The 12752-nt window shown below is 69.6% G+C and carries 13 protein-coding genes; 3 read left to right on the forward strand and 10 right to left on the reverse strand.

Going from position 1 to position 12752, the window contains the following annotated elements:
• Positions 1 to 188: 188 nt before the first annotated feature.
• Together ACFOES_RS16810 and ACFOES_RS16815 are read right to left on the reverse strand one after the other, a co-directional pair.
• Positions 189 to 959, reverse strand: a complete 771-nt coding sequence (locus ACFOES_RS16810) for an EcsC family protein (protein ID WP_377834524.1) — start codon at positions 957 to 959, stop codon at positions 189 to 191.
• A 59-nt stretch (positions 960 to 1018) separates the two neighbouring features.
• Positions 1019 to 1504, reverse strand: coding sequence for a GNAT family N-acetyltransferase (locus ACFOES_RS16815; RefSeq protein ID WP_377834525.1), 486 nt, complete (start codon positions 1502 to 1504; stop codon positions 1019 to 1021).
• 86 nt (positions 1505 to 1590) lie between these two features.
• Here ACFOES_RS16815 and ACFOES_RS16820 point away from each other — a divergent pair, with 86 nt between their 5' ends.
• Entirely contained in the window at positions 1591 to 2199 is a 609-nt protein-coding gene (locus ACFOES_RS16820; RefSeq protein ID WP_377834526.1) for a flavin reductase family protein, read from the forward strand.
• A gap of 170 nt (positions 2200 to 2369) precedes the next feature.
• On the opposite strand, the gene ACFOES_RS16825 is transcribed toward ACFOES_RS16820, so the two are convergent.
• A complete protein-coding gene (locus ACFOES_RS16825) occupies positions 2370 to 3971 on the reverse strand; it encodes a SulP family inorganic anion transporter (protein ID WP_377834527.1) in 1602 nt (533 codons plus the stop codon).
• Between the two features lie 238 nt (positions 3972 to 4209).
• Between ACFOES_RS16825 and ACFOES_RS16830 the strand changes: the two genes are divergently transcribed.
• Positions 4210 to 5079, forward strand: coding sequence for an S-methyl-5'-thioadenosine phosphorylase (locus tag ACFOES_RS16830; RefSeq protein WP_377834528.1), 870 nt, complete (start codon positions 4210 to 4212; stop codon positions 5077 to 5079).
• 103 nt (positions 5080 to 5182) lie between these two features.
• Positions 5183 to 5716, forward strand: coding sequence for an adenine phosphoribosyltransferase (locus ACFOES_RS16835; RefSeq protein ID WP_377834529.1), 534 nt, complete (start codon positions 5183 to 5185; stop codon positions 5714 to 5716).
• Between the two features lie 84 nt (positions 5717 to 5800).
• On the opposite strand, the gene ACFOES_RS16840 is transcribed toward ACFOES_RS16835, so the two are convergent.
• Genes ACFOES_RS16840 through ACFOES_RS16870 form a run of 7 tightly spaced genes read right to left on the reverse strand, consistent with a single transcriptional unit; the run spans position 5801 to position 12612 of the window.
• Positions 5801 to 7213 (reverse strand): FAD-binding oxidoreductase, encoded by a 1413-nt coding sequence (locus ACFOES_RS16840; RefSeq protein WP_377834530.1) that lies wholly within the window; start codon positions 7211 to 7213, stop codon positions 5801 to 5803.
• A 51-nt stretch (positions 7214 to 7264) separates the two neighbouring features.
• Complete coding sequence (locus ACFOES_RS16845) at positions 7265 to 8089, reverse strand: MBL fold metallo-hydrolase (RefSeq protein WP_377834531.1); 825 nt, start codon at positions 8087 to 8089, stop codon at positions 7265 to 7267.
• A gap of 48 nt (positions 8090 to 8137) precedes the next feature.
• Complete coding sequence (locus ACFOES_RS16850; RefSeq protein WP_377834532.1) at positions 8138 to 8689, reverse strand: DUF1697 domain-containing protein; 552 nt, start codon at positions 8687 to 8689, stop codon at positions 8138 to 8140.
• Positions 8679 to 9263: a GNAT family N-acetyltransferase gene (locus ACFOES_RS16855; RefSeq protein WP_377834533.1), complete on the reverse strand. Its 585-nt coding sequence runs from the start codon at positions 9261 to 9263 to the stop codon at positions 8679 to 8681. The genes ACFOES_RS16850 and ACFOES_RS16855 overlap by 11 nt, the downstream gene beginning before the upstream one ends.
• Positions 9263 to 10525, reverse strand: coding sequence for a M16 family metallopeptidase (locus ACFOES_RS16860; protein ID WP_377834534.1), 1263 nt, complete (start codon positions 10523 to 10525; stop codon positions 9263 to 9265). The genes ACFOES_RS16855 and ACFOES_RS16860 overlap by 1 nt, the downstream gene beginning before the upstream one ends.
• A complete protein-coding gene (thrC, locus tag ACFOES_RS16865; RefSeq protein WP_377834535.1) occupies positions 10522 to 11922 on the reverse strand; it encodes a threonine synthase in 1401 nt (466 codons plus the stop codon). The genes ACFOES_RS16860 and thrC overlap by 4 nt, the downstream gene beginning before the upstream one ends.
• A 12-nt stretch (positions 11923 to 11934) precedes the next feature.
• The gene (locus ACFOES_RS16870; RefSeq protein WP_377834536.1) at positions 11935 to 12612 is read right to left on the reverse strand and encodes an SURF1 family protein; all 678 of its coding nucleotides are present in this window, start codon (positions 12610 to 12612) and stop codon (positions 11935 to 11937) included.
• Between the last annotated feature and the right edge of the window lie 140 nt (positions 12613 to 12752).

The raw sequence follows: 12752 nt of genomic DNA on the forward strand, positions 1-12752 counted from the left end.
AGGGGCCCGGCGTGCCGGTCGCCTCGGATGCGCGAGACTGAACCTCCATTTCACGGCTGAGCGGTTCGAAAGCCGGTTCCCCCGTTTCAGGCGACGTCCGTCCCCCTGCGCGGAAACAAGGCCACGGGCCGCCGCGCAAGCGATGGGAGCGGGGACGACGTGTCAAGGCGACGTGGATCGGCGGTGCTTTAGCTCTTTCCGACCCGCTCACCCGCGGCAATGGCGCGGAAGGTCTCGAGCAGCGCGGCGCGGTCATGGGTCTCGGCCAGCTTCATCAGGCCGAAGCGGACATGGGCCATTTCCTGGTAATAGGACAGGAAGGCGTAATTGACCCCGGCGCCGGCGACCGAGCCCAGAAGCGGCACCGTCTGCGCCGCCAGCTTCTCGCCCAGCACCAGCGACAGTCGCGGCGCCACCGCCGCGATCACCCGGTTCAGCGCCGGCCCGGTCATCGTCACCCGCGCGCCCAGGAACGAGGTATTGACGCCGTCATCCTCGTGCAGCGGGCTGCCGGCGCCGAAGACCTGCAGGCATTCCAGCCGCACCTCCGGATCGGCCGGATCGTAGCCGTAGCTCTCGGCGATCTTCTGGATGGCGCGGAAGATCACCGTCACGGTGACCGGCAGCTCGGCCACGGCCGAGGGCAGTCCGCCGAAACCGCCCACCGCGCCGGTCAGCAGCGCCACCGTGCGGTGGCCGCTCTCGCCCAGCGTGTCGCCCTCGCCCAGGATCCGGCCGGCAAGGGTGTAGCAACGGTGCAGCGCGGTCTCGACCACCCGCTCGATGCGGTCCTTGATGCTGTCGGGCAGCTTCTCGATCTGGCTCTCGACCCGGGTGCCGAACAGGTTGACGATATGCATCACCGGCCCGCCCGCCTTGCGATAGCGGGTAACCAGCCGGACGATCTCGGCCTCGGGGATCTCGGCGACGGGCACCGGAAGGGGCGGGGCATTTTCCATGTATGGAAAGTAGGAGGCTGCAGGGGCGCTTGCAATGGCCGGCACGGTGCCGGGGCGCCTCACCCGCGCCACTTCTCCACGGCACCGGTGACGCCGGCCCAGGCATCGGGCGCCAGCTCGAGCCCCAGCACCCGCTCGGGGTTGGTCGGCGGCGGCATGCGGACACCGGTCAGCCGGCGGAAGCCGAAGCGGCCGTAATAGGGCGCATCGCCGACCAGCAACACCCGTTTCCAGCCCAGCCGCCGCGCCTCGGCGAGGCTTTCGTGGATCAGGTAACCGCCCAGCCCCTCGCCCTGCCGGGTCGGGTGCACCGCCACCGGCCCGAGCAACAGCACCGGCTGGCCGCCGACCAGCACCGGCCAGTAGCGGATCGCGGCCGCCAGCACCCCGTCCTCGCGCAGCACGAGACAAAGCGGCGCCACCGGGGCGACATCGTCGCGCAGCCGGTAGGAGGACAGCGCCTCGCGCCCGGGGGCGAAGCAGAGGTCGTAGAGCGCCTCGACCTCCCAGAAATCCGCCTTGCCTTCCTCTTCGAGCCGATACACGCGCCGCCTCCCGCTCCGGCCCGATTCCACTGGAAAGGCGCCTAGCACGGGGCTAGGTCAGACACAAACCGGAACGAGGAGACGCCATGTTCTATCGCCCTGCCGACGGCCACGGCCTGCCGCACAACCCGTTCAACGCCATCGTCACGCCGCGGCCGATCGGCTGGATCTCGACCCGCGGCGCCGACGGGTCGGAAAACCTCGCCCCCTATTCCTTCTTCAACGCCGTCGCCTACACCCCGCCGCAGGTCATGTTCGCCACCACCGGAACCAAGGACGACCGCCCGCGCGGCAAGGACAGCCTGTCGAATATCGAGGAGACCGAGGTCTTCTGCGTCAACGTCGTCGGCCAGGAGCAGCTGCACGAGATGAACGCGACCTCGGGCAGCTACGGCCGCGAGATCGACGAGTTCGCCCTCGCCGGGCTGGAACGGGTGGAATGCGAGACCATCGCCTGTTCCCGCGTCAGCCATGCTCCCGCCGCGCTGGAATGCCGGCTGAACAAGATCGTGCCGCTGCTGGGCGAGAGCAATTTCCTGGTGCTGGGCGAGGTGATCGGCGTCCACCTGCGCGACGACTGCGTCGTCGACGGCCGCTTCGACGTGACGAAATTCCACCCCGTCAGCCGGCTGGGCTACAAGGACTACGCGATCGTCAAGAGCGTGTTCGAACTGAACCGGCCCGGGCAGAAATAACCCGCACCGCGGTTGTCCCGGTGGCCGCGCCCGTGGCCCGCCGAGGACGCTTCGCGGAGGATATTTGAGTGAAGATGAAAGCAGGGACAGGCCGGCGCTTTCATCTTCATGAAAATATCCCCGCCGGAGGCATCCGACAGCACCGCCGGGGCCTCCACCGGAAATAGCGCCTAGTGCGCGCCGCCCAGGGCGCCGGGGCGGATACCGTAGTCGACGGCGACGCCGTAATCCGGATCGTCGGCACTATCGACCATGAGCTGGCCGGCGCGGGCGAGCAGGCGGTAGCAGTCGCGGCTCAGGTGGCGCAGCACCAGCCGCTTGCCCTGCGCCTCGTAGCGCGCCGCCAGCGCCTCGATCGCCGCCAGCGCCGACTGGTCGGCGACCCGGCTGCCGGCGAAATCGACGATGACATGGCCCGGGTCGATCTCGGGCGAGAACAGCTCGTTGAAGCCGTCGGTCGAACCGAAGAACAGCGGCCCCTCGATCTGGTAGACCTTGGCGCCTTCCGGGGTGGTGTAGGTCCGGGCGTGGATGCGCTTGGCGTTCTGCCAGGCATAGGCCAGCGCCGAGACGATGACGCCGGCGACGACGGCGGTGGCGAGGTCGGTCGCGACGGTGATGGCGGTGACCAGCACGATGACCACGGCGTCGATCCGCGGCACCTTGGTCAGGACGCGGAAGCTCTGCCAGGCGAAGGTGCCGATCACGACCATGAACATCACGCCGACCAGTGCGGCGAGCGGGATCTGCTCGATCAGCGGCGCGGCGAAGAGGATGAAGGACAGCAGGCACAGCGCCGCGGTGACCGCCGCCAGCCGGGTGCGGCCGCCCGAGGTGACGTTGATCATGCTCTGGCCGATCATCGCGCAGCCGCCCATGCCGCCGAAGAAGCCGGTGACGAAATTGGCGGTGCCCTGGGCGATGCATTCCTGGCTGGCGCCGCCGCGCTTGCCGGTGATCTCGCCGACCAGGTTGAGGGTCAGCAGGCTCTCGATCAACCCGATGGCGGCGAGGATCACCGCGTAGGGCACGACGATCTTCAGCGTTGCGAGATTGAGCGGCATCGCGGGGATGTGGAAGCTGGGCAGGCTGCCGGTGATCGAGGCCATGTCGCCGACCCGCGGCACGTCGATGCCGAAGCCGATCACCAGCGCGGCGGTGATGACGATGCCGGCCAGCGGCGCCGGGATGGCGCGGGTGATGCGCGGCATCAGCCAGATCACGATCATCGTGGTGACGACCAGCGCCAGCATGGTGACCAGCTGCGGCCCGTGCATCCACATCGTGCCGCCCTGCCCGTCCGGCACCCGGAACTGGTGCAGCTGGGCCAGGCCGATGACGATGGCGAGGCCGTTGACGAAGCCCAGCATCACCGGGTGCGGCACCAGGCGGATGAACTTGCCGAGGCGGAACACACCGGCCAGGATCTGAAACACCCCCATCAGCACCACGGTGGCGAACAGGTATTCGATGCCGTGCTGTGCCACCAGCGAGACCATGACCACGGCCAGCGCCCCGGTGGCGCCCGAGATCATCCCCGGCCGGCCGCCGATCAGCGCGGTGACGAGGCCGACGATGAAGGCGGCATAGAGCCCGACCAGCGGGTTGACCCCGGCGACGAAGGCGAAGGCCACGGCCTCGGGCACCAGCGCCAGGGCGACGGTCAGACCGGCCAGAAGCTCGGTCCGCACCTCGGCCAGCGAATAGGGGACGGCCGGGGCATGATCGGGCGATACGGCACGGGCAAAGGCCGCGAGCGCGGAACGGGGCATGGCGTTTCCTTCGGATGGGCGGATGGTTCTGTTCGCGCGCGACCTCTAGCCGATGCCGCGACGCAGCGGAAGCCCAAAGCCATGCGCCGGCTGCATGTCTGCTGCGCATTGCGGCCACGCGCCGCAGAGGACTGCCCGGATTTTCGGCAGAGGGCCCGACGACAGGCCGCGACGGCCCTTTTCCCGTCCGGCCCGAGCCCCTAGGGTGGCGCCGAGAACTTGCAGGTGGAGGCAGGCAATGGCGATGAAGATCGGCGTGATCGGCGGCTCGGGCATCTACGACATCCCGGGGCTGGAAGAGGCCCGCTGGCAGGCGGTCGAGACGCCCTGGGGGGCGCCCTCGGACGAGGTGCTGACCGGGCGGCTCGACGGGATCGAGATGGTCTTCCTGCCGCGCCACGGCCGCGGCCACGTCCACAGCCCGACCGCCGTGCCCTACCGCGCCAATATCGACGCGCTCAAGCGGCTGGGCGTGACCGACGTGATCTCGGTCTCGGCCTGCGGCTCGTTCCGCGAGGAGATGGCGCCGGGCGATTTCGTCGTCGTCGACCAGTTCATCGACCGCACCTTCGCCCGCGAGAAGAGCTTTTTCGGCACCGGCGGCGTCGCCCATGTCAGCGTCGCCCACCCGACCTGCGCCCGGCTGTCGGCGGCCTGCGTCTCGGCGGCGCTGGATGCCGGCATCACCGTCCATGACGGCGGCACCTACCTGGCGATGGAGGGGCCGCAATTCTCGACCCTGGCCGAAAGCCGGATGTATCGCGCCTGGGGCGCCGATGTCATCGGCATGACCAACATGCCGGAGGCCAAGCTCGCCCGCGAGGCCGAGCTTTGCTATGCCAGCGTGGCGATGGTGACCGATTACGACTGCTGGCACCCGGAGCACGACAATGTCGATGTCGCCGCGGTGATCGCGACCCTGACCGGCAATGCCGAGAAGGCGCGCAACCTCGTCGGCCGCCTGCCCGGCCTCCTCGGCAGCGCGCGCGCGGCCTGCCCGCATGGCTGCGACCACGCGCTGGAGCATGCCATGATTACCGCGCCGGACAAGCGCGACCCGGCGCTGCTGGCCCGGCTGGACGCCGTCGCCGGCCGGGTGCTGGGCTAGGCGCTCGCGGGCCGCTCCGCCGGCCCGCTGACCGCTTGTCGCCCTTTCCCGGCGCATGCTATCGCAGGCGCGATCACCGACTTCCCTTCGAGAGGCCACCGGAATGGCAAAGACCGTCAAGGACTACATCCGCACCATCGTCGACTTCCCCCACGAGGGGATCCTGTTCCGCGACGTGACCACGCTGTTTGCCGATCCGCGCGGTTTCCGGATGGCGATCGACCAGCTGCTGCACCCCTATGCCGGCGAGCCGATCGACAAGGTGGTCGGCCTCGAGGCGCGCGGCTTCATCCTCGGCGGCGCCATCGCCCACCAGCTGACGCTGGGCTTCGTGCCGATCCGCAAGAAGGGCAAACTGCCGGGCACGACGATCGCGCAGGACTACCAGCTGGAATATGGCGAGGCGATCGTCGAGATCCATGACGACGCGCTGAAGCCGGGCGAGAAGGTGCTGCTGGTCGACGACCTGCTGGCCACCGGCGGCACCGCCGAGGCCGGGATCAAGCTGATCGAGCGGCTGGGCGCCGAAGTCGTCGGCTGCGCCTTCATCGTCGACCTGCCCGAGCTGGGCGGCCGCAAGAAGCTCGAGGCGATGGGCATGGACGTGCACGTGCTGTGCGAGTTCGAGGGGCTCTGAGCAGCCCGGCAGCATGGCCGGGGGCGCTGCCCCCGGACCCCCGGGATATTTGCGTGAAGATGAACGGGAAGGAACGTCTTCCTTCTACGCGCGCAGCACCGCGCCCGGGTTCATGATGCCGTTGGGGTCGAGCGCGGCCTTGATGGCGCGCATCACCGCCAGCTTGGCGGGATCGCCGTAGCGTTCCAGGTCGGGCACCTTGAGCCGGCCGATGCCGTGCTCGGCGCTGACCGAGCCGTCGTAGCGGTCGACGAGGTCATGAACCAGCCGCTTCACCGGCTCGCGCAGGGCCTCGTAATCGGCGCGGTCGCGGCCCGGCGCCGGGAAGGCGTTGTAATGCAGGTTGCCGTCGCCGAGATGGCCGAAGCAGTTGATCCGGATTTCGCCCAGCCGGGCCAGCGCGGCGCCGGCCTCGGCGATGAAGTCGGGGATCGCCCCCAGCGGCAGAGAGATGTCGTGCGACGAGATCGCGCCGATCTTGCGGTTGGCCTCGGGGATGGTCTCGCGCAGGGTCCAGAATTCGGCCCGCTGGGCCTCGTTCTGGGCGATCACGCCGTCATGGACCAGCCCGGCCTCGGCACCTGCGGCGAAGAGCTCCTCCAGCGCCGCCTGCGGGTCGAGGCCGCGTGGCAGGCCGAGATCGACCAGCACCATCCAGTCGGGCGGCGTCGCGAAGGGCTGGCGCAGCTCGGGCATCGTTTCGGCCAGGAAGTCGAGCCCCTGGCGGGCGATCAGCTCGAAGCCCGAGACCCCCTCGCCCAGCCGCGCCCGGGCCATCGCCAGCAGCGTGAGCGCGGCGGCGGGGCTTTCGACCACCATCAGCGCCGCGCCCTCGGCGGCCGGGATCGGCGACAGCTTGAGGCTGGCGGCGGTGATGACGCCCAGCGAGCCCTCGGAGCCGATCAGCAGGTCCTTGAGATCGTAGCCGGTATTGTCCTTGCGCAGCCGCTTGAGCCCGCGCAGCACCGAGCCGTCGGCCAGCACCGCCTCGACCCCGAGGCAGAGCTCGCGCGCGTTGCCGTAGCGCAGCACGTTGACGCCGCCGGCATTGGTGGCGAGGTTGCCGCCGATCCGGCAGCTGCCCTGGCTGGCCAGAGTCAGCGGGAACAGCCGGTCCCGCGCCCGGGCGGCGGCGTGGATGTCCTCCAGCACCGCGCCGGCCTGGGCGATCAGCACGTTCTCCTCGGGATAGACCGCCTCGACCTTGTTCATCCGTTCGAGGCTGAGGATCAGCGGCGCCGGGCCGTCGGACAGGATCTGGCCGCCGACCAGCCCGGTGCCGCCGCCCCAGGGCACGATGCCGACCCGGGCGTCGTTGCACAGGGCGACGACGCGCGCCACTTCCTCGGTATCGCGCGGCGCCGCCAGCAGCCCGCCATTGCCGTGGAACCGGCCGCGCGGCTCTTCCTGGTAGGCGGCGGTCAGCGGGCGCAGCGTGCCCTCGGGCAGCGCCGCATCCAGGCGGGCGGCGAAGGCGCTATCGGCGGCGGTCAGCATGGGCGGCTCCTCTCGCCCGCAGGTGAAGCATGGCGGCCCCGGCGGCGCAAGTCACTCGAGCAGGCGCGCGGGTTCCAGCACCACCACCGTCGGCCGCGACGGCAGGCTCTTCAGCGAGACGTCGAGGAAGCTGCGCCCCGGCCGGTCGATGGCGAAATCGCCGGAGATGCCGTCGAGGAAGCGTTGCAGGGAGCCTTCCGAGAACCAGTGCATCGGGATCACCACCGAGGAGCGCAGCCGTTGCAGCACCCGGATCATCGTCGGCAGGTCCAGCGTCAGCCCGCCATCGACCGGCGCCATCACCACGTCGAGCCGGCCGAGGGCCGCGTATTGGCGCGGGTCGGGCTCGTGATGGAGATGGCCGAGATGACCGATGCAGAGCCCGGCGAGCTCGAAGACGAAGATCGAGTTGCCGTTCTTGCGCACGGTGCCGGAGCGGCCGCGGACATCGGTGGGCACGTTGCGCACCAGAATCTCGCCGAGGTCGAGGTAATGGTCGGCCGCCTTGCCGTCGGTCGCCCAGCCCTCCAGCACATGGGGGATCGCCGGGTCGGGATAGCCGGTGAAATGGGTGCTGTGGGCGTTGTTCATCGTCACCACGTCGGGGATGCGGGCGATGCCGCCAAGGTCGCCGGTGAAGTCGGTCGCCACCAGCAGCCCGCCGGCGCTTTCCAGCAGGAAGGTGGCGTGGGCGACATAGGTCAGCCGGGCAACGTTGCGGTCGAGCGGATCGCCATAGGCGGCGAGCTGGACATATTCGAGCCCCGGCGCGGCATCGGCGAGCGCGATGCAATGGCTGGGGATGCGGTCCTGCGCGGCGGCGGGCATGGCGGCCGCGGCAAGCAGAGCGGCAAGGGCAAGGACGAGACGGATCATCGGCGGCACCTCCGGCGGGGAGGATAACACGAAACCGTGAAGCCGCGGTCAGTTTGGCAGGGTGCGGGCGAGATCGCGGATCGCCCGCACCGAGCGCAGGTTGCGGGCGGTGGCCGGCGTGCCGAGGTGACGCTCGACCGCCGCGGCCAGTTTCGAGCGGCCGATGCCGGACGGGGCGGAAAGATAGAAGACCTTGCCGGCCAGCGCGACCTCCTCGTCCGCTGCCCTCAGCGCCTCGAGCGCGGCAAGATCCGGGGCGCCGGGCGGAGGGTCGAGGAAGTAGAGCTGAACGGTCTTCTCGGCCCCAGGCGCCGGGCGGAAGGGACAGGCGGCCAGCGCCGCCTCGATCTCCGCCAGGCTGCGCAGCAGGACATGCGGGCGGAAGCCGTGGCTGGCAGCGATGGCCTTCCCGATCGCCGTCGCGATCTCTTCGGCCGGGCCGGCGGCGCGGAAGACGGCGTTGCCGCTCTGGATGTAGGTCTGCGGCGTGCCGTAGCCGAGGCCGGCCAGCAACGCCCGGAAATCCGCCATCGGCAGGCGACCGCGGCCGCCGACATTCACCCCGCGCAGAAGCGCGATGCGAGTGGGCCTATCCGACATCGGTCCGGCCGCGCCGGTCGCTGCGCAGGTTGGCGTAGAGGACGTGGTTGCGCCAGCGGCCGCTGATCTGCAGGTAGCTCTGGGCCACGCCCTCGTATTTGAAGCCGCATTTCTCCAGCACCCCGCGCGAGGCGGCGTTCTCGGGCAGGCAGGCGGCCTCGATCCGGCTCAGGTCCATCACCGTGAAGGCGTGATGCACCACCGCCTGGATCGCCTCGCGCATGTAGCCGTGGCGGGCATGGTCCTTGCCGACCCAGTAGCCCAGCGTGCCGGCCTGGGCCGGGCCGCGGCGGATATTGTCGAGCGTGATCGCCCCGACCAGGCAATCGTCCTGGCGCCGGATCAGGAACAACGGCAGCGCCGTGCCCTGGCTCATCGTCCGGCGGGCCCAGTAGACCCGGTTCGAGAAGGCCCGGCGGGTCAGGTGATCGTCGGACCAGCTCGGCTCCCAGGGGCGGAGGAAATCGGCGCTCTCGTCGCGCAGCGCCACCCAGGGCCGGTAGTCGGCATGGACCGGCAACCGCAGCGTCATCCGCTCGGTCTCGATCCGCACCTTGCGGCGTGTCAGCCGCATCAGGCGGCAAGCCTTTGGCGCAGCGTCCCCAGGTCGGGGGCGCCGCCGACGGGACCGTAGAGCGCCAGCGCCGTGCGGCCGCCTTCGATCATCCCCGCGGCATGGGCGCGCACGGCCTCGGCGGTCACCGCGTCGATCTTGGCCACCGCCTCCTCGACATCCGGAACCCGGCCCCAGATCGCCATCAGCCGCGCCAGCCGCTCGGCCCGGGCCGAGGGGCTTTCCAGCCCCATCAGCATGCCGGCCTTCATCTGGGCGCGGGCGCGGTCGATCTCGGCGGCGCTCATGTCCTCGGCCGCGCGCTTGAACTCGTCGACGGTCAGCCCGGCCAGATCGCTCAGCTCCGCGCCCGAAGTGCCGGCATAGATGGTGAACAGCCCGGTATCGGCATAGGCCCCGACCTGCGAGAAGATCGAGTAGCACAGCCCCCGCTCCTCGCGGATCTTCTGGAACAGGCGCGAGGACATGCCGCCGCCAAGCGCCGTCGACAGCACTTGGGTGGTATAGATCGCATCGTCGCGGTAGCCCGGAGCCTCGAAGGCAAGCGCGAAATGCGCCTGTTCGAGCTGCTTGTCGACCCGGCGCTCGCCGCCGGCGAAGGCTGCCGGCTCGTGCCCGGCGCCCGGCACCGGGCCGAGGCCGCCGAACATCTCGCCCGCCAGTTCGACGATGCGGTCGTGATCGACGGCGCCGGCGGCGGCGAGAATCATCTGGTCGGGACCGTAATGCTCGCCGACGAAGCGGCGCAGGTCATCGCGCGAGAAGCCGCGCACGCGCTCGGACGGGCCGAGGATGGTGCGACCGATCGGCTGGTCGGGATAGGCGGCCTCCTGCAGCCAGTCGAAGATGATGTCGTCGGGCGTATCGAGCGCCTGGCCGATCTCCTGCAGGATCACCCCGCGCTCGACCTCGATCTCCCTCGGATCGAAGACCGGGTGCAGCACGATATCGGCGATCACGTCCAGCGCCAGCGGCACGTCCTCGGTCAGCACCCGGGCGTAATAGGCCGTCATCTCGCGGCTGGTATAGGCGTTGATGTAGCCGCCGACATCCTCGATCGCCTCGGCGATCTGCAGCGCGCTGCGGCGCTCGGTGCCCTTGAAGGCCATGTGTTCGAGGAAATGGGCGATTCCGTTCTGCTCGATCCGCTCGTGGCGGCCGCCGGCGGCGATCCAGACGCCGATCGAGGCCGACATCATGCCCGGCATCGCCTCGGTGACGACGCGGAAACCGTTGGGAAGGGTGGTCAGGCGCGATGTCATCGGCCGGTCCTTTCGCGGATCAGCGCCTCGAGCGCGGCAAGGTCGTTCGGCACCTCGGTCATGCGCTCGGGCCGGTCGAACAGGTCGGCCATGCGGTCGGGCAGCGGCGGGCGCTGACCGGTGGCCTTTTCGACCGCGTCGGGGAACTTGGCCGGATGCGCGGTGGACAACGTCACCATCGGCACCTCGGACAGGAAGCCGCCGGCCACATTCACGCCGACGGCGGTATGCGGGCAGATCGTCTCGCCATTCCGGTCATGCTCGGTGCGGATCGTGGCATAGGTCTCGTCTTCCGAGCAGCGGCCGGACTCGAAGGTCGCGCGCAGCGTCTCGAGCGCGCCCTGGCTGATGGTGAAGCCGCCCTCGGTCTTCAACTCATCCATCAACTGGGCCACGGCGCGGCCGTCGCGGCCATAGGCGTCGAACAGCACCCGCTCGAAATTCGACGAAACCTGGATGTCCATCGACGGGCTGATCGAGGGGGCGACGCCTGTCGTGGTATAGGCGCCCGTGCTCAGCGCCCGGTGCAGGATGTCGTTCTGGTTGGTGGCGATCACCAGCTTCTCGATCGGCAGCCCCATGGCGCGGGCGATGTAGCCGGCGAAGATGTCGCCGAAATTGCCCGTCGGCACGGTGAAGCTGACCGGCCGGTGCGGCGCGCCCAGCGAAACCGCCGAGGTGAAGTAATAGACCACCTGCGCCAGCACCCGGGCCCAGTTGATCGAGTTGACGCCGGCAAGGCCGACCGCGTCGCGGAACTCGAAATCGTTGAACATGTCCTTCAGCCGGGCCTGGCAATCGTCGAAATCGCCCTCCAGCGCCAGGGCGTGGACGTTCGACTCGACCGGGGTCGTCATCTGGCGGCGCTGGACCTCGGAAACGCGGCCCCGCGGGAACAGGATGAAGACGTCGACATTGCTCAGCCCCCGGAACGCCTCGATCGCGGCCGAGCCGGTATCGCCCGAGGTGGCGCCGACGATGGTGACGCGCTGGCCCGAGCGTTCCAGCGCAACCTGGAACAGCTGGCCGATCAGCTGCATCGCGAAGTCCTTGAAGGCGAGCGTCGGTCCGTGGAACAGCTCGAGCAGGAAGTGGTTCGGGCCGATCTGGGTCAGCGGCGCGCGGGCGCTGTGGCCGAAGCCGGCATAGGCCCGGTCGATGATGGCGCGGAACTCGTCGTCGCCGAAGCTGTCGCCGACGAAGGGGCGCATGATGCGGTAGGCGGCTTCCTCGTAGCTCAGCCCCGCCAGCGCGGCGATCTGCTCATGCGGCATCACCGGCACCGACTCGGGCACGTAGAGCCCGCCGTCGCGGGCCAGCCCGGTCAGCATCGCCTGTTCGAAACTCAGGGCCGGGGCATCGCCCCGGGTCGAAACGTAGCGTGAAACGTGACGCATGTGGTCCTGCCTTCAGTCTTTCCGTCGCGTGATACGCCAGAGCAGCAGCCCTGTCATCCCCAGCCAGACGACGGCGAGCGAAAACCAGGTGATGGCGTAGTTGCGGTGATTGTTGGGGACGCCCGAGGTGTCGACCGGCATCGGCTCGATCTTCGACCGGTCGCCTTCGACCTTGCGCGCGACCACCAGCACCGGGTCTGTTCCCAGCGCCCTGGCCATGGCGGGAACGTCGCGGGCGAACCACAGGTTTGCCTTCGGGTCCGGCGGCGGGGTGAAAGCGTCGGTCTCGTCCGGCCAGTGCAGGTTGCCGGTGACGGTCACCTCCTCGGGCGGGCGCGGGCTGTCCTTCCGGTTCTCGGGCAGGAAGCCGCGATCGACCATGATGCGGCGGCCGTCGGCGGTGACCATCGCGGTGACGATGCGGTAGCCGGGGCCGATGTTCTTGCGGCTGGTCAGGACGTCCAGCTCCCGGGCCGTCAGGCGGCCCGAGACGGTGACCGGCAGGTACTTGTCGGTCGCCGGGTCGGGATCGGCCGGCAGCGCCACCGGGGCGGCAGTGATCCGGGCGTCGATCTGGGCCAGCAGCCCCTCTTTCCAGTGCAGCCGCTGCAGCTGCCAGACGCCGAGCCCGACCAGAATCCCGGCCCCGATCAGGCCGAAGAGGAGGGGGGCGATCAGGCGACGGGTCATGAGCTCTCCTTGCAACTGCAGGGCGCACTGTTTCGCCAAACGGGACAGGGTTCAAGGTGCAAAGGGGGCGTCGGGGAGTGGAACAGCGATGTCTTGGGGGGACAGCGGCTGAGAGCGCGCCTCTTCGCAGGTTTCAACCG

This window comes from Acidimangrovimonas pyrenivorans, from assembly GCF_042643245.1.
GTDB lineage: Bacteria > Pseudomonadota > Alphaproteobacteria > Rhodobacterales > Rhodobacteraceae > Acidimangrovimonas > Acidimangrovimonas pyrenivorans.

What these genes read in the sequence shown, in the direction of transcription:
- ACFOES_RS16845 (WP_377834531.1), bottom strand. Translation starts at nt 8,089, where the DNA reads ATGATCCGTCTCGTCCTTGCCCTTGCCGCTCTGCTTGCCGCGGCCGCC.
- ACFOES_RS16850 (WP_377834532.1), bottom strand. Translation starts at nt 8,689, where the DNA reads ATGTCGGATAGGCCCACTCGCATCGCGCTTCTGCGCGGGGTGAATGTC.
- ACFOES_RS16830 (WP_377834528.1), top strand. Translation starts at nt 4,210, where the DNA reads ATGGCGATGAAGATCGGCGTGATCGGCGGCTCGGGCATCTACGACATC.
- ACFOES_RS16840 (WP_377834530.1), bottom strand. Translation starts at nt 7,213, where the DNA reads ATGCTGACCGCCGCCGATAGCGCCTTCGCCGCCCGCCTGGATGCGGCG.
- ACFOES_RS16860 (WP_377834534.1), bottom strand. Translation starts at nt 10,525, where the DNA reads ATGACATCGCGCCTGACCACCCTTCCCAACGGTTTCCGCGTCGTCACC.
- ACFOES_RS16835 (WP_377834529.1), top strand. Translation starts at nt 5,183, where the DNA reads ATGGCAAAGACCGTCAAGGACTACATCCGCACCATCGTCGACTTCCCC.
- ACFOES_RS16855 (WP_377834533.1), bottom strand. Translation starts at nt 9,263, where the DNA reads ATGCGGCTGACACGCCGCAAGGTGCGGATCGAGACCGAGCGGATGACG.
- thrC (WP_377834535.1), bottom strand. Translation starts at nt 11,922, where the DNA reads ATGCGTCACGTTTCACGCTACGTTTCGACCCGGGGCGATGCCCCGGCC.
- ACFOES_RS16820 (WP_377834526.1), top strand. Translation starts at nt 1,591, where the DNA reads ATGTTCTATCGCCCTGCCGACGGCCACGGCCTGCCGCACAACCCGTTC.
- ACFOES_RS16870 (WP_377834536.1), bottom strand. Translation starts at nt 12,612, where the DNA reads ATGACCCGTCGCCTGATCGCCCCCCTCCTCTTCGGCCTGATCGGGGCC.
- ACFOES_RS16810 (WP_377834524.1), bottom strand. Translation starts at nt 959, where the DNA reads ATGGAAAATGCCCCGCCCCTTCCGGTGCCCGTCGCCGAGATCCCCGAG.
- ACFOES_RS16825 (WP_377834527.1), bottom strand. Translation starts at nt 3,971, where the DNA reads ATGCCCCGTTCCGCGCTCGCGGCCTTTGCCCGTGCCGTATCGCCCGAT.